Source organism: Trichocoleus sp. ST-U1, assembly GCF_039961835.1.
In the GTDB taxonomy this organism is placed as follows: Bacteria; Cyanobacteriota; Cyanobacteriia; order Cyanobacteriales; family FACHB-T130; genus FACHB-T130.
Genome location: NZ_JAMPJZ010000062.1, coordinates 1 through 17,967 on the forward strand (window position 1 = coordinate 1; position 17,967 = coordinate 17,967).

Below are 17,967 nucleotides of genomic sequence, written 5' to 3' on the forward strand. Positions count from 1 at the left end.
ACTCAAGCAGTATCGAGCGATTGCAACGCGCTACGACAAGCGTGCGGTTAACTTTCTCGGTGCGATTCACCTCGCTGCTACGGTCATCTGGTTGAATTGATGACACGCCCTAGATTACGGCGCTCTCTATCTATTTTCAATCTAATTTGCAAGAGGTCTAATAAAAATGACGAACATCATTTTTAGACGAGCAGTAGCGGCTGATTATCCTGAAATTCTCGCTTTGCATAAAAAGAATCTCGTCTCTAACTTGTCTGAGATAGAGCGGCAGAATGGCTTTCTATCAATTGACTTTAAGGATGATTCTCATCTAGCAACAATCAACGAAGATTTGGCCGTAATTGTTGCTGTGCAGGAGAAACAAGTGGTTGGATATGTTTGTGCAACAACTCAAGAATCCTCTCAGGAGATTCCTTTGCTCAAATATATAATGAGCTTGTATCCAGAAATAATGTTTAATAGGCAACCTTTAAGCAATTACCGTTCCTTTTGGTATGGTCCGGTTTGTATTGCAACTACTTACCGTGGAAGTGGTATCTTACAAGGTTTATTTCAGGCACTTCTTGCTCAAGTCGCCACACAGTTCAATGCTGGCGTTGCTTTCGTAGTCAATGACAATTTGCGAAGTCTTCGGGCGCATACTCAAAAACTTGGTATGGAGATGCTCAGAGAGTTTGAGTTTAACGGCAAATTCTACTTCATACTTGGATTCGCAGTGCCATCTTCCTAACCAATTTCTTTAAGAGCGCATCTGCTTGATTAAAGCTGTAAGTTGTGTTTCTATGCGATCGCCTCGCACACAGTAGCGGCGCGTGTCCAGTGGTTGACAGGTGGGTTAGCTGAGGGCGATCGCGTCCCATTCATAACCTCCCAACCACCCCAGGTATTTACCCGTGGAAAGCTTTATTTTTTAGGTAAAAATTTATTTTCTAGTCAATAACTTTATTTTCCGTTTACACTTGTTTTCGATCTTGATAATTAAATTTCTTAGCTCTTGCATCTGCCTAATGGCTGTTTGGTTACAGCTCATTTCCTCCTTAACTAAGATTGAGACTGCATAGCTCAAGGTAAAGAGGATGAAAGAAATCACGCGCCGCCAATTTATGGTTACTGCTACCCTAACAACAGGTTTTGCCCTAGCAGTGCAACCCATTTCTGCCAAAACGATTGCGACTGATGCCAAGGGATTAGTCGCAGGTGCGGTGAAAATTCCGGTTAAAGATGGCGAGATTCCAGCTTACAGGACGATGCCAGCAAAAAGTGGAAATTTCCCGATTGTCTTGGTGATTCAGGAAATCTTTGGCGTACACGAGCATATTCAGGATGTTTGCCGTCGCTTTGCCAAATTGGGGTACCTAGCGATCGCACCCCAATTGTTTGTGCGCCAGGGCGATGTTTTAAAGTTAAGCAACGTTGATGAAATTCGCCAAGTAGTCGCCAAAGTACCGGATGCCCAAGTGCTGTCCGATCTGGATGCTACGGTAGACTGGGCGGTAAAGTCAGCCGAGGGGAATGCCGATAAATTGGCGATTACCGGCTTTTGCTGGGGCGGACGCATTACCTGGCTGTACTCAGCGCACAATCCCCAAGTCAAGGCAGGCGTGGCTTGGTACGGGCGTCTGGTGGGCAATGCTACCGAACTGACACCCAAACATCCCGTCGATATAGCCTCGGCGCTGAGTGTCCCGATTCTTGGACTCTATGGTGGCAAGGATACGGGGATTACCCTGGATACAGTAGAGCAGATGCGCGATCGCTTGAAGTTCAGCAGCAGCAAATCTGACATCATTGTCTACCCCAACGCACCCCACGCCTTTTTTGCCGATTATCGCCCCTCTTACCGGGAGAAAGAAGCCAAAGATGGTTGGAAACGCCTCCAGGCATGGTTTAAGCAGCATGGCGTGTAGGATTTGGAGACATTCAGCGCATGGCAACCATACATTAATTATCTTTGAGCTGTCAGTTCGGCGCTGAAAGCGATCGCTAAAACCTAATCTTTGTAATATTCAGGAGACATCATCATGATCGACCTTTACTATTGGACGACGCCAAACGGACACAAAATTACTATGTTTCTAGAGGAAGTTGGGCTACCCTACACCCTCGTTCCGATCAACATTGGCACGGGCGATCAGTTTAAACCAGAGTTTCTAAAGATTTCCCCCAACAATCGCATCCCTGCAATCGTGGATCGCGAACCTGCTGAGGGTGGCGAACCGATTTCTGTTTTCGAGTCTGGTGCAATTCTGCTGTATTTAGCAGAAAAAACCGGAAAGTTGATTTCAGCAAATATTCGCGATCGCGCAGAGGTTCTGCAATGGCTATTTTGGCAGATGGGCGGACTCGGACCGATGGCAGGACAAAACCATCATTTCACTCAATACGCCCCTGAAAAAATTCCCTACGCGATTAATCGCTATGTGAATGAAACGGGACGTTTGTATGCAGTGTTGAATAAACGATTAAGCGATCGCGAATTTATTGCGGGCGCTTATTCTATTGCCGATATCGCTGCTTATCCCTGGATCGTGCCCTACGAAAAGCAAAACCAAAAGATCGAAGATTTTCCCCACCTGCAACGCTGGTTTGAAGCGATAAAAGCCCGTCCTGCAACCATTCGCGCTTATGAGAAAGCAGAAGCTTTTAAAGATCAAGTAATCACTCCAGATCAGGCGCGGGATCTGTTGTTCAATCAGTCCGCCGATACGGTCAAGCGCTAAATTTAAGCGGTTCTCACAGAAACAGCCGCTTCGCTATTTGCGATCTACCAGTCTTGATCGGTGGGTCGAATTAGAATTTCGTTGATATTCACGCGCGGCGGCTGAGTAACGGCATAAACGATCGCGGCTGCAACGTCCTCGCTTTGCAGGGGTACTATCGATTTACGCCGTTCTTCGGTGCGCTGTTTGGCTATTGGATCGGTAATGTGGCTGTCGATTTCCGTATCCACCATGCCTGGTTCGATGATGGTGACGCGAATGTTGTGCTTGCATACTTCCTGGCGCAACGATTCCGAGAAGCCATTGACTCCCCATTTTGTCGCATTGTAGCCACCGATTCCTACTCGTGCGGTTCGACCTGCAACGGATGAAATGTTAACGATATGTCCCGAGCCTTGTGCCTTCAGGATAGGCAGAACCGCATGAGTTGCATACATCAATCCCAGAACGTTGAGATCGAGCATGCGTCGCCAGTCAGAGGTATTTGCTCCCTCAATATTACCTGACAAAGCAATGCCCGCATTGTTGACGAGAATATCGACTCGACCAAATTGTGCGTTGGCTTTTTGCACTAGGTTCTGAACTTGAGTTTCATCCGTGATATCTGCCACGATTGACAATGCTTTTCCACCCGTCGCTGCAATGCCATCTGCGATCGCATTCAGCCGGTCAAAACGTCGTGCTGCGATCGCTACCTGTGCGCCTTCTGCTGCTAGCGCGATCGCAGTCGCCTCACCAATGCCAGCCGATGCACCAGTGACGATTGCCACTTTTCCGTCTAATTTCCCAGTCATCCATACTCCTTAATTTCTAAGCTGCGTCTGACTCCTGCCGTGAAAACGCTAGAATATCTGCTAGCAGAAGGTTAAGCAGAAACACTTTGGTTTTACCTTTATCGATGCAGATTAATATAACTACCGACGCTACTAGGATTTAGGGCTTCTGAGCGAAGTACGTCACGTCATCCGTTGGCAAGACAAAGTTTAAACTTTTTTATATAAAATGGCTCTTTATTGCTCGAATCGTTGTAGCAACCCGAAGATGGCATTAAGCCGCAACTGATGGGATAAAGAGCGATTCTAAAAGGGCTGATAATGAACGCAGCGATCGCAAGGCCCACTAGGATTAATCGTACATCGAAGCAACTCAGAGCGAGCATTGTATGAGCAGGTGATATCTCCGATTACCCAGCGCCCGTCCAACAGACTACACTCTGCCGGGGTATCGAACTTTTGAACGTAAAGAGCAATTTTGTGAAGCTGATAACGGCCCGATTTGAGCAGATAGCGATGCCTACGTTCTAAAACCATATATGTTTGACCCTCGACTTCTAAATAGGCTCCAGGCTCAGGATTCCAGTCTAGATATAGATGACTCAGGGTAGAACGGGGATGGCTCAGAATGACTTCTGTAGGCAAAGGATTCAGCTTCATAACAAATTAATATCGACAGACCGCCAGAAAATTTGCATCAAATTCACATCTATATACAGCAGTCCTATTCAAGTCCTAAGAAAAGTCATAAGAATACGTAGTGCGGTCATCTTGCCTGGGATTCAACGCAAGCAGGACGCTCACACTACGCAAAAATCTCACGACTGATTGAGGATTGCTATCGGTTATTGGCTCCGACAAATCGCTTCATCGGAGCCAATGCCCTAGTGTGCAGCCTGACGCTCTTTCGCTTCTTTGATCACCTCTTCTGCGATGTTACTGGGGCAAGGTGCATAGTGTGAGAACGACATTGAGAACTGTCCGCGCCCAGATGTCATGGTACGCAGATCGCCAATGTAGCCAAACATTTCGCTCAAAGGCACATCTGCCTTAATGCGTGCCCCCGTCTGATTTGTCTCCTGAGATTTCATCATCCCTCGGCGGCGGTTAAGATCGCCGATGATATCGCCCATGTAATCATCTGGTGCGAAGACATCAACATTCATGATTGGTTCGAGCAGCTGAGGCGCAGCCTTAGGAACAGACTGCCGATAAGCGGCTTTTGCAGCAATCTCAAACGCCATTGCTGACGAGTCCACCGGGTGGAAACCCCCTTCAAGCAGCGTGAACTTCAAGTCCATGCAGGGGAACCCAGCCAATACACCGCGATCGACGCAGCTTTCAAAGCCTTTTTCCACTGCTGGCCAATACTCTCTCGGCACGGTACCACCTGTCACCTTTGACTCAAATTGGAAGCCGCTGCCTGGTTCACCCGGCTCAATTACATAGCCAATTTTGGCAAATTGACCAGAACCACCAGACTGCTTCTTGTGGACGTAGCTGTCTTCGAGGCGTTTCGTAATCGACTCGCGGTAGGCTACTTGAGGTTTACCCACCTCAACTTCAACCCCGTGGGTGCGCTTCAGAATGTCCACCTTGATGTCGAGATGTAGCTCACCCATCCCCTTGAGAATTGTTTCGCCGCTCTCCTCATCTGTCACCATATGGAAAGACGGGTCTTCTTGCACCATCTTAGTGAGCGCGGCGACCATCTTTTCTTCACCCCCCTTTTGCTTCGGTTTGACCGAAATGGAGATGACGGGTTCTGGAAAGACCATTGGCTCCAGCGTCGCGGGATTCTTGGGATCGCAGATGGTGTGTCCGGTTCGGATGTTCTTCATGCCGACGATCGCTACAATGTCGCCCGCCTGAGCTGAGTCGATCTCTTCGCGAGAATTCGCATGCATCTCAACTAAACGGCTGACCCGCTCAGTCTTACCTGTCGCGGTGTTCAGTACGGTATCGCCTTTGGACAATGTCCCGGAGTACAAGCGCGTGAAGGTTAAAGCACCGAAGCGATCGTCCATGATCTTAAACGCGAGTGCCCGCAATGGTTTGTCTGGATCGACAAGCGCAAAGCTGCCTGTTTCATTCCCTTCCAGATCGATCTCTGGCTGCGGTTTGACCTCCATCGGGTTCGGCAGGTAGTCAACCACGGCATCCAGCACCAACTGTACGCCCTTATTCTTAAACGACGAGCCGCAGTAGGTCGGGAAAAACGCCAAGTCGCGAGTACCCTTGCGGATACAACGCTTAATATCCTCCATCGACGGCTCTTCCCCTTCGAGATACTGTTCCATCACAGCATCATCCTGCTCAACCGCTAGCTCAATCAACTGTTCGCGGTAGGTCTCGACCTGATCGACCATGTCGGTAGGAACATCTTTGATCTTATAGTTCATCGGATCGCCAGAGTTGTCCCACACCCATGCCTTACGGGTCAGCAGATCGACCACGCCACAAAACTGTTCTTCAATGCCAATTGGCAGCACCATCACCAGTGGCTTGGCTCCAAGCACTTGATCGACTTGCTTGACGACTCGGTAAAAATCAGCGCCGGTGCGATCGAGCTTGTTGATGTAGACGATGCGAGCGACTTTGGAGTCGTTGGCGTAGCGCCAGTTGGTTTCAGATTGCGGTTCGACTCCGCCTGAACCACAGAAAACACCAATACCGCCATCGAGAACCTTCAGGGAACGATAGACCTCAATGGTGAAATCAACGTGTCCTGGGGTATCGATGATGTTCAGTTGGTGATCGTTCCAGAAACAGGTAGTTGCAGCCGACTGGATCGTAATCCCGCGTTCTTGCTCCTGTTCCATGAAGTCCGTCGTCGCCGCGCCTTCGTGTACTTCACCAATTTTGTGGATTTTACCTGTCAGCTTCAGGATTCTTTCAGTTGTGGTGGTCTTGCCAGCATCGACATGAGCGAAGATGCCAATGTTTCGATAACGAGTCAGGTCTTTCATAAATTGGTCTCTAGAGTAAATACAACGAACCGTTGGCGACCACCTGCAAGCATTACAAGCCAGGAAATCAATATTGCCTTTGTAGCCAGTGCAGGCTGGATTTCAATTACGCGGAATACAAAGAAATCCTTTTGCGTTTCTCTGGCGACATTACTAATTGTAAATTGTGGAATGTCAAGGTGACAGTGGTTAGAGAGATTAGACATATTTGCATCAGCGATATCGCCGCCGCAAAAGTGCGATCGCGCCAATTTCACTGTTCTCTACCAAGCCAGAGGTTCGGAGTTCGCTTGCTGGCGGCTCTAGTATTGTGCTTGTGCGGCTCTTGTTGGAGCGGTTAGCAGCTTTGAGAAACCCGAAAGCGATCGCTTTCGCGATTCAAGGCATATTCTCAACGAAAACTGAGTAACGGGAAAGCTGGCTCTGTACAAAAAGAACGCTGGCTCTGTACAAAAAGAACGCTGCTTTTACAAGCCTACTGGTAAGGTTAGAGTGAATGCGGTCTGTCCAGATAATGTCGGATCAAGCGTCAGATTACCACGATGCGATCGCGCAATTTCCCGCGCCAAGCTCAGTCCTAATCCAATTCCCTCTACTTTGCGGGTTCGGGCTGGATCGCCGCGATAGAAACGGTCAAAAATTCGGTTTCGCTCATCCAGAGGAATCCCTTGAGAGCAATTACTGATAGTAATCAACACATCTGTACTCTGACGACGAGCCTGAATCCGAATCCAGCCATTCGGGAGATTATATTTAATGGCATTGCTAATCAAGTTTTGCAAGACTTGAATGAGTAAGTCGCGATCGCCCTTTACGCGCAAACTATCAGCAATTTCTGTTTGAATCTCCAAATGGGGTGCGAGCAGTTCGATATCTTCCAGCATCTCAGTTAATAAACCAGACAAATCTACCTCAACTCGATGCAGGTTCATTTGTCCAGCGTCTGCTAGAGAAAGCAGCAACAGTTTACGCACAATCCCCGTCAGTCGGCGCACTTCATCCAGCAAATTGCTCAAGCTTTGTTGCACCTCGGAGCCGGGATCGGCTTGTTGCAGAGTGCGTTCCAGTTCCCCTTGCAATATCGCTAGCGGAGTCTTGAGTTCGTGGGCAGCATCTCCACTAAAGCGGGACGCTTGTTTGAAACTGCGTTCCAGGCGTTCCAACATTTTGTTGAAAACCTGAATTAACTCGACAAATTCAACATCCGTTGTCCCGATAGGAATCCGTTGTTCTAAACCGCTAGCGGTGACATTCCCAATACTCGTGGTTAGCCGTCGGATGGAATGCAAGCTGCTTCCAGCAATTGCCCACGCACCCCCGGCTACAAGCAGAAGTACCCCTGGAATTGAAATCAGGAAGATGTTGCGGATGACGACCATCTCAGTTGCGATCGCGTTTAAACTCACTGCGATCGCAATTTGAGCAAAAGGTGTTGTAACGGCACCAATCCGCCATGTTCCGCTGGCGGTGCGCTGAGTGACGAATCGAGGCGTAGGCGGAGGTCGATCCGGCGGCGGTTGCGATCGCTCTGGAAATGGCGGGTTGGCTTCGGAAAAGGGGGCCGTTGGTCGCTCGGAAGGGGGTGATGGAAACGGCAGCAATTGGGGGCGGGATGTCCAAAGGTTTTTGGTATCGAGATCGGCAGTCCATTGCTCGGAACGATACAGCACGTTGTTATCTGCACCGATTATTAGTAAGGCGATCGCTGTTTTTGTATCGGTTCTAAACGACTGCCCAAGTGAGTCTTCATAAGACTGCCAGCGATCGCGCGGTCGAGGGCGACCTGCCCGCATCAATTGGCTTTCCAATTCTGCATCTAGACGGCTCACTTTCGCCTCATAAATCAGCCACCAGGAAATTAATCCAAACCCTGCTAGGGCGCTACCTGCCAGAACAGCAGACAATAGAGCAATTCGGATACGGAAGGAACGCAACTTCACTCTTGAGACTCTGATTGGCGAAATCGATAGCCAACGCCGCGAATGCTTTCAACCCAACCCGCGCCACCGATGGAATCAATCTTTTTGCGAATCCGTTGAACGCACACATCGACTACGTTGGTATTGGGATTAAAGTCATAGCCCCAGATGTGTTCCAAGATTTGCGTTCGGGTGAAGACTCGTCCAGGCGATCGCATTAGATATTCCAACAGGTTAAACTCGCGGGTGGTGAGTTCAACTATATGTTGATTGCAAGTGGCTTCTCGCGTGATGCGATCGAGCTTGATGGGACCAACGCAGACTAGATTTTGGCGATTGCCCGCAGTCCGACGTATCACTGCATGAATCCGGGCAACGAGTTCTTCCACAAAAAATGGTTTCGCGATATAGTCGTCAGCACCCAAATTTAGACCCTCAAGTCGGTCATCCAATTCATTACGAGCAGTCAACAAAATGACTGGTACATTCTGTCCTTTCCGGCGCAGGCTCTTGAGGATAGACAAACCATCTTTTCCCGGCACCATGATGTCAAGCACGAGCGCGTCATACTCGTTGTCCAAGGCGCGAGCATACCCCTCGTCTCCGTTGTCACAGTAATCGACAACAAAACCCTGTTCCTTCAATCCGGCTCGGACGAAGTTGGCAATTTTCGCTTCATCTTCAACGAACAGAATATGCATGGGTTTCTCATGCGTCGGACGGCTTGGGCGTTTATTCAGTGTAACCTGTAGTTATCTGTAAGCCACACGTCCCAATAAGTTTTCCCTGCCAAATCAGAAGTTGACTCTATCGGCTAGGCAATAATTGAATTGACCAATTTTGGTAATTCTATGAAGCTAAATCAGTTGATCGCTGTGTTGCAATCTGTTAAAGCAAATGCCAACAAAGGCAAAGCCGAAGTATCGCAACTGGGTCAGAAGAGTACCTTGTTTCAAGGATTGAGCAGAACTTACCAGCCTAGAGAAGAGGATGGATTCGTATATCCTCCTGAATCACAAAAACTGACGCTGAAGGCTGATGAGTTGATCGAAAAGTTTGTGCAATCTTGCTCTGAATTTTTAGACCTAGCAGCTACTCAGGACTATGCTAATACTGAGGCTAAAGCATCTGTAACAGTAGATGGACAGACTATTATTGCAGATGTTCCTGTCTCCTATCTATTATTTCTCGAAAAGCAGCTTCAGGATGTGAAGACGTTCATTGCTTCGTTACCCGTGCTGTCGATTGACAAAGACTGGTTGCATGACCCCAATCGAGGATGCTACGTCACCAGCCCCAAAGAAACTGTAAAAACCAAGAAAATTACTGATTTTGTCGTTGCCTATGAAGCAACGGAACATCACCCCGCTCAAATCAAGGAGGTTTCCAAAGATATTGTGGAAGGAACCTGGAGTTTGATTGAGTTCTCAGGAGCACTTCCTCAAGACCGCGTGAATCGAATGCTGCGTAGAGTGGATATGTTACAAAAAGCCGTGATTCAAGCTAGAGAAGAAGCCAATGGCAGGGAAGTGCAGCAGCGGCAAGTTGCTAATGCGATTTTTGGCTATTTATTTGCAGATTAAACTACACTGGATTTGGAGTACAAGTTCATTTTTAGCGAGCAGGGTATTTGCAGGTTCAAGTCCTGCCCCCCAGTCTATCTGGGGGTAGGCAAATGGTAAAGCCGCCCTAGCGCATTAAGCTCAGAATAAAGCTCAAGCTATTGCTCCAATCTCATTTTGAAAATCGCTCCCTGTATCATTCTCTGTGGAACAAGCGTTGCGAGACGCGGGTTCAAATCCCGCTCCCTGCTCTAAGTATGCGGGGGTAGTTTAGTGGAAAAACCTCACAGCATCAGATTGATTCTACGGAAACTGGAAATATCTGATATAGGCACAGCGACTTAAATCTTTCCCGGCATTCAGGATACGAGTGCCGGGATTTTAAATTGGGAACACTTTTGAGGTCATATCAAATTCGTTTAGATAGTCATAGTTTCGGAAAGGAGTTGGACGACCTTGCCCTTATGAGGGTTGTAATATGCAAATGGAACTTTAACTTGTTTAGTGGCATGGCTAACAACTGCGTGTACCGGATTGACTAATGCTTCTTGTGCTGAGTTCAAGCTGATCTGCAATCGATAACGCTAGCCGTTAGACCTTAAAACAAATGTACAATTATCGCGCTAAATACGGAGAAGACTACAAGTATCATCTCACAGCCATACACTGGTCAAATGGGAATCTGAGAGCTAGCCTCACCGCATTCAACGAACAGGAGATAAAGCCTGTTCAAGTAGAATAGAAGCAGTAAGCAGGGCTAATCACATAGCAGGGACAGGAACAGCAGTTTGTGTACTTGAGGTGCTTGACCAGTGTTTGAGCAGAAATTGGGCTAGAGACAATGCTTTAAGATTAATCTGTAGGGTAATGGCGATTATCTGAAGCAATTAAGGCTCAAGGGAAAGCAGTATGAACTTAATAACTCTCGCTGCTCAGAACGTTAGCATTCATATCCTTGAAGCCGCTGCACCTGTCACCACTATGGAATGCAAGCTACTGCCAGTAGTGTTTGTGCATGGTATGGCGTGTTCCGCAGACCTCTGGGATGAACAACTTGCTTATGCCGCCCGGACTCGACGTGCGATCGCGATCGATTTGCGGGGACACGGTGCTTCCTCACCGCCTGAGGATGATGACTACTCTCCCGCCTCGTGTGCAGCCGATCTCTTGGCTGTATTAGAAGCCCTTGGACTTGAGCATATCGCGCTCGTTGGGCACAGCTTCGGAGCTTGCGTCGCACTCGCTGCGGCGGCGGCTAAACTGGACTTGAGCATATCGCGCTCGTTGGGCACAGCTTCGGAGCTTGCGTCGCACTCGCTGCGGCGGCGGCTAAACCTAACGCGATCGCGCAGTTGGTACTGGTAGATCCACCAATAGATTGCACTCAATGCCCCCCAGAGGTATATCAGTCACAAATAGCTCCGATGCAAGCAGCGCTGGCAACTAACGACTGGCGAGCAGTGCTGGAAGACTCTTTCCGCAACGCACTGGCAGGAAGCACCTCGGCAACGCAAGAGCAAATACTCGCCCGCCTTGCCGCCACCCCAAAGGATCGGCTGCTTGGAACGTCTCGCGGTTTGTTCGCCTTTAAAGCAGTGGAAGCTCTCGATGAGTACCTCGCTTCGCCGGGAGCACGCGCTCACGCTATTCTTGCTCCGTCGAATAACTCGCCGTTCAGCCTTCACGTCCTCCGTCCAGCACTAACCACAATCACTCTACCCGCTACAGGACACTGGCTCATGCTTGATGCGCCTGAGCCATTTGCTACAGCACTCGATACCTGCCTAGCAGTCGTCTAACTAAGAACTCCGTTGTCATCTATGCTTGCTTCATCACCCGCGTTGAGGGCAAATATAGTAAGGATAAAAATTCTGCCAGTTCAACAAGTCCTTCTGCTTCTTGTTGTTCTGCTGGAGACGGCGTATGACCCTTATCCTGACGAGCCAACAAAGATTGCAAGTGTGTTTGAACCGCCTGGGGAAGTTGGAATCGAGTTAGTTTGATAGAAATCTCAACGATTTAGGGTACAAAGCTGTTGGCTGAATTAGGAACCTTGGGATAGCCTCGTTGTATTCCACATCTAACGCACATAGTTGAACTGGTCAAGGAAGGAAGTGAAGATCAATCTCAATGGAAACTGGGTGAATGGGGCATTTTCAGATGGGTGGAGGTAGATTGCGTTGCTGATTTCACCGATCCTCACCGTATTCCCCTCGATAAAGATGTCATGAGAGCAGATTGGGGGTGGCAAGATACTAAAGCAAAATCGTTAGCCAGTCCCAGCCTAATGTCTCGGTGGAACAATATTGAAAGTTTGAGAACACATTTAAAGGAAGTGTTTAGCTAATAGCTGGACTTGAGTGTTTAGTTATTGTACACGGCGGTCTAACAATCTCAATGCAGCTTTCTGTCGTTCGGCGCGATCGCTGTAGGTGATAAAAAACGTGCCTATCGTGCCAGTCAGGGTTGGCTGCACCACAACATACTGCCTTTGTGCAGCAGCTAGGGAAGGAATGAGGAGCGATCGCTCTTAAGTAGTAAAGCTATAACTACTCCAGTAGTACCAAACTTGGTGCAGTTATCTTAGAAGTAGGCGCTCTAAAGAAAAGATTTTGTCAGCCGATTCCCGCAACTCAATCTCACGAGGGTTGCAGGCAAATTATGAAAAAGTCTAAAACAGCACTACAGGAGATTTTATGTACGGCTTAGTCAATAAAGCAATTCACGATATGGTTTGTAGTCGCTTCGGTGAAGAAACCTGGAAAGAGATTCTCCATAAGTCTGAGGTCGAGGTGGATGCATTCATCAGCATGGAGTCTTACCCCGATGATGTGACCCACAGACTTGTAAAAGCTGCAAGTCTTGTTTTGGGTTTATCTGCTTCAGAAATCATGCAAGCTTTTGGAGAGTTCTGGGTTCAATACACCGCTGAAGAAGGGTATGGGGAACTGATGGCAATGAGCGGTGATACGCTTCCCGAATTTTTAGAGAACCTGGACGATCTCCATACTCGCATTGGAGTCAGTTTTCCGAAACTACAGCCTCCATCCTTCACCTGTGAGGAAGTTGAAGAACAAACGTTGCACCTCCACTATTATTCACACCGAGAGGGATTAGCTCCAATGGTCTTGGGATTGGTGCAAGGATTGGGGACACGTTTAGATACGGATGTCGTCGTTACTCAGATTCAAACCAAGTCTGAAGGTGCAGACCATGATGAGTTCTCGATTCAGTATAAGCCTCACTGAGCGTTTTTATGCACCCTCCCGATCTGACTTTGCCGCCTCAATTGTTTGCTCAAGCTTTCCCATTTCATTTTGTGTTTAAGAGCGATCGCACAATCGTACAATCGGGAGAGGTTTTGCAGAGGCTTATTCCTCAAATCATCGGGTCACAACTTGAGCGGTGCTTCCAGATTAAGCGTCCCATTATTAAAAATGTTAATTTTGCTGCCATTAGTAAGCAATCTCACAGTATCTTTACGCTGAAATCGCTTCATAGTGAAATGATTCTAAAAGGGCAGATGATGCCTGCTACTGACAGCGAGGTTATCTTTTTTCTGGGTTCCCCGGTCGTTACGGAAATTAGCCAATTAAACCAACTAGGAATTAAATTAAAAGACTTCGCAATTCACGACTCTGTTACCGATTTTCTCTTTCTTTTACAAGCAAAGAGTAACTTGATGGACGAACTGACAGAGCAGCAGGCCAAATTAAAAGATGCTTTGATAGAAAAAGAGGCGATCGCTGTCCTGGCAGAGGCGAGAGCTAAAACCGTAGAACAGGCGATCGAAAACTTACAGAAAACTCAATCACAACTGATTCAGGCTGAAAAAATGTCTGGACTGGGGCAAATGATGGCAGGAATTGCCCATGAGGTCAACAACCCGCTTAACTTTATCAACGGTAATCTTAGCCACATAAACAACTATGTTAAGGATTTAATAAGCCTGCTCAACCTCTATCAAAAACACTTTCCTCAAGCCTCTCCTGAAATCATTAATTACATGAAGGAAATCGACTTGGAGTTTTTGCTGGAGGATTTACCCAGTCTCGTCTCATCTGTGGAAATGGGAGGTCATCGCATTAGAGATATTATTTTGTCATTACGAAACTTTTCTAGATTAGATGAAGCAGAACAAAAAAATGTGGACTTACATGAAGGAATTGAGAGTACATTATTAATTCTAAATCACAAGCTGAAACATGATGTTGAGGTTGTTAGGAACTATGGATGTCTGCCAAAAGTTTTGTGTTATCCAGCCCAGCTAAACCAAGTTTTCATGAATATTCTTTCTAATGCTGCTGATGAATTATTAGAGACAGATATAAAATCCAAGCAGATTGCGATCCAAACCAGTGTAAATGAATTGAATTACGCCTGTATTCGCATTCAAGATAATGGAAAAGGCATTCCTCTGGAAATTCAAGAGAAAATTTTTACTCCATTCTTTACGACCAAGCCTATCGGCAAAGGTACAGGATTAGGACTATCAATCAGCCATCAAATTATTGAAAAACATCATGGTTCAATCGAGGTAATTTCTGAAGTAGGAAAGGGAACCGAATTTACTATTAAAATTCCACTTTCCTAATTGCAGTATGTTTCTCTAGGTCAAGGGATAAAGTTACTGAGCGATCGCACACGATTCCATTTTGCGATCGCCTTGTTATGTCTTGCACTCATAGCAAAACTCGTGAGGAAGCAATTCGTAATGGTAAAAACGTAATCGAAATGTAAGAGGATGCATAGCTTGCAGAAGGTGAATTACTCCCTGAACCTAGTATGCTGCAAATTGCTTAATTCTTATTAATCTTCTGACGCAGATTGGGCACAAAATCTGTTTTGACTTGACCTCAAACATCAAAGCAGGGACTAACTGAGCATAGTCTCCTGTTGCTTGCCGCGATCGCTCTCATTGGACTCAAAGCCTAATCGGTTCGATTCAGCTACATACAGACTATTCAACAGAATCATATGTGGATTTATCTAGAGGAACAATATAGTTGAAGCGGGTGGTGTTTGATAGCGAATACGGTACAACTAATAGTTGTGCAGCTTATGTGATGAGTGAGGGTATTATTTGAAGCTTGTCCGTTAGCATTTAATGTGAAATAGGTTTGAATTGGTGGAAAAATGAAGTCAATATGAATCAGCAATTGCCTCAGTTGATCCACCGTGTTGTTGAACGTTTACAGTCAATTCAGGGAATTGCAGCGATCGCTCTAGGTGGTTCAAGGGCGCGAGGCAACCATACACAGAAGTCAGATGTGGATCTGGGAATCTATTACAACCCAGAGAATCCGCTTGATGTGACTGCTCTAAATCACCTCGCCTCTGAACTTGACGACAGCCACCGCGCAAATCTAATTACCCCAATTGGTGGATGGGGAAAATGGATTAATGGTGGTGGTTGGCTAAAGATAGAAGGTGTCTCTGTAGATTTTCTCTATCGTGATGTGGTTCAGGTTAATCGTGTCATTGGTGATTGTCATACTGGGCAAATTACTATTGATTACCAACCAGGGCATCCACACGGCTTTGTGTCCTCTATTTATATGGGTGAAGTTGCAATTTGTCTGCCACTTCACGATCCGTATAACGTTTTAGACGCTTTAAAGGCAAAGACAACCCCTTATCCTATTCAGCTTAAACAAGCAACTATTAATACTTTTGCCTGGGAAATTAGTTTTTCACTGTTCATTGCACAAAAGGCAATTGCACGCGGTGATGTTGCCTATGCAGCAGGTTGCTGTTTCCGTAGCGTAGCTTGTATGAATCAGGTATTATTTGCACTCAATGAAGAATACCTATTGAATGAGAAAGGTGCGGTGGCAGTTGCCAACAGCTTTGCGCTCTGCCCACAGAACTATCAACAACGGATTGAGTCAGTATTTGCTTTGTTAGCGGCTGATGCAAAATCAATGATGGATGCGATCGCAATCCTTGAAGGAATTGAGCATGATTTGAGTCAATGGTATGGCAATCGTCGGTTAGTTATGTAAAGTCTAAGGGGCTAGTATTGAGCATAGTCTCCTGTTGCTTGCCGCGATCGCCTTAGCTCTGGTTCCTGAATCAATCTGACTGACGCAGAGTTCAGGAATGATGAATTTTCAAGTTCTGAGTGTCGCTGGACTGGTCGGTGAAGGCTTTGAACTCGATCGCATCGTGACTGCAAAAGAGGCGCACGTCGTTACTGCGATCGCGTGATCATGCACGTAGCCGATCTTGATCATGGAGCCTCAGCTCGCGATCCACTACTACCAACACCAATGTCCCAAGCATCGGTTAGGTTAATAAAGAAACACTACTAGCTAGATAAATTATGCAATACGTGTTAATTATCCATGAAGTTGAAGACTACGAGTCGTGGAAGAAGGTTTTTGACAATGCATCCGACATCAGAAGGGAAGCTGGAGAGAGGTCGTATCAGGTCTTAAAGTATGAAAGCGATCCCAACAAAGTGGTGCATTTCTCATTGTGGACATCGATAGACGATGCCAAGCGTTTTTTTGAATCTCCTAAACTCATTAGAATCAGAGCTGAAGCCGGAGTAAAGGCTCCTGATTTCATATACTTGGAGCAACTAGAGTCAGGCACTTTGTAGGATCGGGTAGTAAAAATTCCCTACAAGTCTGTCTGCGTGTCTATGACACAAATCCAACTCGCCTCTCCTAAAATTCCACTAAGGAAGGACGAGGATTTATGAGTTGATACAGCACGATCGTTCAATGGTAGTAATTGGACATTGCTGACCTCTATTTTTACGCACTGACTACCGTAGCTTGTCCTTTTGCTACTGTAGCTAAAATAGCTAAGACTTCTGGTGCTAATGGCTTCAAATTTGCTAAACGATTGGATGGTGCTGTGAAGACGCGATCGCAACTGTACGAGGATGCATGTTTTACATCTATGTCAATCCATCCCTGAACCCAGTACGCTGCAAAAGTGTACTTTATCCTAGTATTAACATTTAATTAAGCGATTACTTAAAATGTCGAAACTACTTGAACGAATCATAGTAAATCCTAGACTGTATGGCGGTCGTCTCTGTATTTATGATTAAGCAGATGAAATCTGGAGAAGTAAGAATATGTCTTTAACAGGCCATGTGTATTCAAGCGGTTTTAAGCTTCAGTATATTGTTGAGGGTGACGGTACTCCTACCATCGTGGTTGGAAGTTCACTGTATTACTCTAGAACGTTTTCTAACAATCTTCGTAGCAGTCTAAAGTTGGTCTTTATCGATCATCGAGGTTTCTCACCTCCTTATAATTGTAAAGACACCTCTTTGTTCCAGTTAGACTCACTGGTTGATGATATTGAACTGGTTAGGAAAGAGCTAGGGTTTGGCAAGATTATTGTTATTGGTCATTCAGGTCATGGATTTATGGCGCTGGAGTATGCCAAGAAATATCCTGCCAATGTGTCTCATGTGGTAATGATGTGCTTAGGACCAAATTACTCCCATGAAGGGCATTTGGCTGCGGAACGTTATCTGAATGATTCTGTTTGTCCTGAGCGTAAAGCGGCTCTTGCTAAAAACCTGACCAGGTTGCCTGAAGAAATATCTGCTGCACCTGAGAAAGCTTTTATTACTTATTGCCTTCTCATGGGACCCAAAAGTTGGTTTGACTACAACTATGACGCGACAAAACTTTGGGAAGGTATAGAAGTCAATATGGCTATGTTTGATTATGTCTGGGGCGAGGTTTTTCGGGATATAGATATTACTGAGAACTTAGATAAGTTGCAAGTACCTGTATTGCTTGCACTTGGTCGCTACGATTACCTCGTTCCACCACCCTATATGTGGGAAGGAGTAAGAGACAAGTTTAGTAATCTTACTATCCGCATATTTGAGAAGAGCAGCCATGCGCCTCACTTTGAAGAGCCAGAGCTATTCGACAAAGAGTTACTCGATTGGCTTTTTAATGGCTAACCCTTTTTTGATAGGAAGCCTAACATTTTCTTATCTTCATATAAACTAATCGCAAGTCAACTAAAACCCTAACCTGTGTTCA

Annotated in this window: 18 protein-coding genes and 1 pseudogene; 13 read left to right on the top strand and 6 right to left on the bottom strand. The window is 46.4% G+C overall.

Annotated elements, in window-relative coordinates:
- From NDA06_RS19265 to NDA06_RS19280, 4 genes and pseudogenes are all read left to right on the top strand, one after another.
- Positions 1-100 (top strand): annotated as a pseudogene (locus NDA06_RS19265) (IS5/IS1182 family transposase); the annotation flags it as partial.
- A gap of 66 nt (positions 101-166) precedes the next feature.
- Entirely contained in the window at positions 167-730 is a 564-nt protein-coding gene (locus NDA06_RS19270) for a GNAT family N-acetyltransferase (RefSeq protein ID WP_190987263.1), read from the top strand.
- A gap of 346 nt (positions 731-1,076) precedes the next feature.
- Positions 1,077-1,907 (top strand): dienelactone hydrolase family protein, encoded by an 831-nt coding sequence (locus tag NDA06_RS19275; RefSeq protein ID WP_348251813.1) that lies wholly within the window; start codon positions 1,077-1,079, stop codon positions 1,905-1,907.
- A gap of 114 nt (positions 1,908-2,021) precedes the next feature.
- Entirely contained in the window at positions 2,022-2,720 is a 699-nt protein-coding gene (locus tag NDA06_RS19280) for a glutathione S-transferase N-terminal domain-containing protein (protein WP_190986670.1), read from the top strand.
- A 44-nt stretch (positions 2,721-2,764) separates the two neighbouring features.
- Here NDA06_RS19280 and NDA06_RS19285 read toward each other — a convergent pair whose 3' ends face one another.
- The 3 genes from NDA06_RS19285 to fusA form a co-directional block, all read right to left on the bottom strand.
- Positions 2,765-3,514 (bottom strand): SDR family oxidoreductase, encoded by a 750-nt coding sequence (locus tag NDA06_RS19285; protein WP_190986671.1) that lies wholly within the window; start codon positions 3,512-3,514, stop codon positions 2,765-2,767.
- 285 nt (positions 3,515-3,799) lie between these two features.
- Complete coding sequence (locus NDA06_RS19290; protein ID WP_190412930.1) at positions 3,800-4,153, bottom strand: DUF6464 family protein; 354 nt, start codon at positions 4,151-4,153, stop codon at positions 3,800-3,802.
- A 224-nt stretch (positions 4,154-4,377) separates the two neighbouring features.
- Positions 4,378-6,462 carry an elongation factor G gene (gene fusA, locus NDA06_RS19295; RefSeq protein ID WP_190412929.1) on the bottom strand — a complete coding sequence of 695 codons (2,085 nt, stop codon included), beginning with the start codon at positions 6,460-6,462 and terminating at the stop codon, positions 4,378-4,380.
- A 208-nt stretch (positions 6,463-6,670) separates the two neighbouring features.
- On the opposite strand from fusA, the gene NDA06_RS19300 reads away from it, so the two are divergent.
- Positions 6,671-6,871 carry a hypothetical protein gene (locus NDA06_RS19300; RefSeq protein ID WP_190986672.1) on the top strand — a complete coding sequence of 67 codons (201 nt, stop codon included), beginning with the start codon at positions 6,671-6,673 and terminating at the stop codon, positions 6,869-6,871.
- Between the two features lie 58 nt (positions 6,872-6,929).
- Here NDA06_RS19300 and NDA06_RS19305 read toward each other — a convergent pair whose 3' ends face one another.
- Both NDA06_RS19305 and NDA06_RS19310 read right to left on the bottom strand, forming a co-directional pair.
- On the bottom strand, positions 6,930-8,402 hold the full coding sequence (locus tag NDA06_RS19305; protein WP_190986673.1) for an ATP-binding protein: 1,473 nt from the start codon (positions 8,400-8,402) through the stop codon (positions 6,930-6,932).
- Positions 8,399-9,082, bottom strand: a complete 684-nt coding sequence (locus NDA06_RS19310) for a response regulator transcription factor (protein WP_190986674.1) — start codon at positions 9,080-9,082, stop codon at positions 8,399-8,401. The genes NDA06_RS19305 and NDA06_RS19310 overlap by 4 nt, the downstream gene beginning before the upstream one ends.
- Positions 9,083-9,232: 150 nt before the next feature.
- Here NDA06_RS19310 and NDA06_RS19315 point away from each other — a divergent pair, with 150 nt between their 5' ends.
- The 3 genes from NDA06_RS19315 to NDA06_RS19325 all read left to right on the top strand — a co-directional run bounded on the left by NDA06_RS19315 (position 9,233) and on the right by NDA06_RS19325 (position 11,742).
- Positions 9,233-9,964: a hypothetical protein gene (locus NDA06_RS19315; RefSeq protein WP_190986675.1), complete on the top strand. Its 732-nt coding sequence runs from the start codon at positions 9,233-9,235 to the stop codon at positions 9,962-9,964.
- An 888-nt stretch (positions 9,965-10,852) separates the two neighbouring features.
- Positions 10,853-11,308: an alpha/beta fold hydrolase gene (locus tag NDA06_RS19320; RefSeq protein ID WP_347277051.1), complete on the top strand. Its 456-nt coding sequence runs from the start codon at positions 10,853-10,855 to the stop codon at positions 11,306-11,308.
- Positions 11,218-11,742: an alpha/beta fold hydrolase gene (locus NDA06_RS19325; protein ID WP_347277053.1), complete on the top strand. Its 525-nt coding sequence runs from the start codon at positions 11,218-11,220 to the stop codon at positions 11,740-11,742. Before NDA06_RS19320 ends, NDA06_RS19325 begins: the two co-directional genes overlap by 91 nt.
- 19 nt (positions 11,743-11,761) lie before the next feature.
- Here NDA06_RS19325 and NDA06_RS19330 read toward each other — a convergent pair whose 3' ends face one another.
- On the bottom strand, positions 11,762-11,962 hold the full coding sequence (locus NDA06_RS19330; protein ID WP_190531224.1) for a hypothetical protein: 201 nt from the start codon (positions 11,960-11,962) through the stop codon (positions 11,762-11,764).
- 677 nt (positions 11,963-12,639) lie between these two features.
- Here NDA06_RS19330 and NDA06_RS19335 point away from each other — a divergent pair.
- The 5 genes from NDA06_RS19335 to NDA06_RS19355 all read left to right on the top strand — a co-directional run bounded on the left by NDA06_RS19335 (position 12,640) and on the right by NDA06_RS19355 (position 17,885).
- A complete protein-coding gene (locus tag NDA06_RS19335) occupies positions 12,640-13,191 on the top strand; it encodes a heme NO-binding domain-containing protein (RefSeq protein WP_190986676.1) in 552 nt (183 codons plus the stop codon).
- 8 nt (positions 13,192-13,199) lie between these two features.
- The gene (locus tag NDA06_RS19340; protein ID WP_190986677.1) at positions 13,200-14,537 is read left to right on the top strand and encodes an ATP-binding protein; all 1,338 of its coding nucleotides are present in this window, start codon (positions 13,200-13,202) and stop codon (positions 14,535-14,537) included.
- 553 nt (positions 14,538-15,090) lie between these two features.
- Positions 15,091-15,948, top strand: a complete 858-nt coding sequence (locus tag NDA06_RS19345) for a nucleotidyltransferase domain-containing protein (RefSeq protein ID WP_190986678.1) — start codon at positions 15,091-15,093, stop codon at positions 15,946-15,948.
- 320 nt (positions 15,949-16,268) lie between these two features.
- Positions 16,269-16,550 carry an antibiotic biosynthesis monooxygenase gene (locus tag NDA06_RS19350; RefSeq protein ID WP_190412920.1) on the top strand — a complete coding sequence of 94 codons (282 nt, stop codon included), beginning with the start codon at positions 16,269-16,271 and terminating at the stop codon, positions 16,548-16,550.
- A 486-nt stretch (positions 16,551-17,036) separates the two neighbouring features.
- A complete protein-coding gene (locus NDA06_RS19355; RefSeq protein ID WP_190986679.1) occupies positions 17,037-17,885 on the top strand; it encodes an alpha/beta hydrolase in 849 nt (282 codons plus the stop codon).
- The last annotated feature ends 82 nt before the right edge of the window (positions 17,886-17,967 follow it).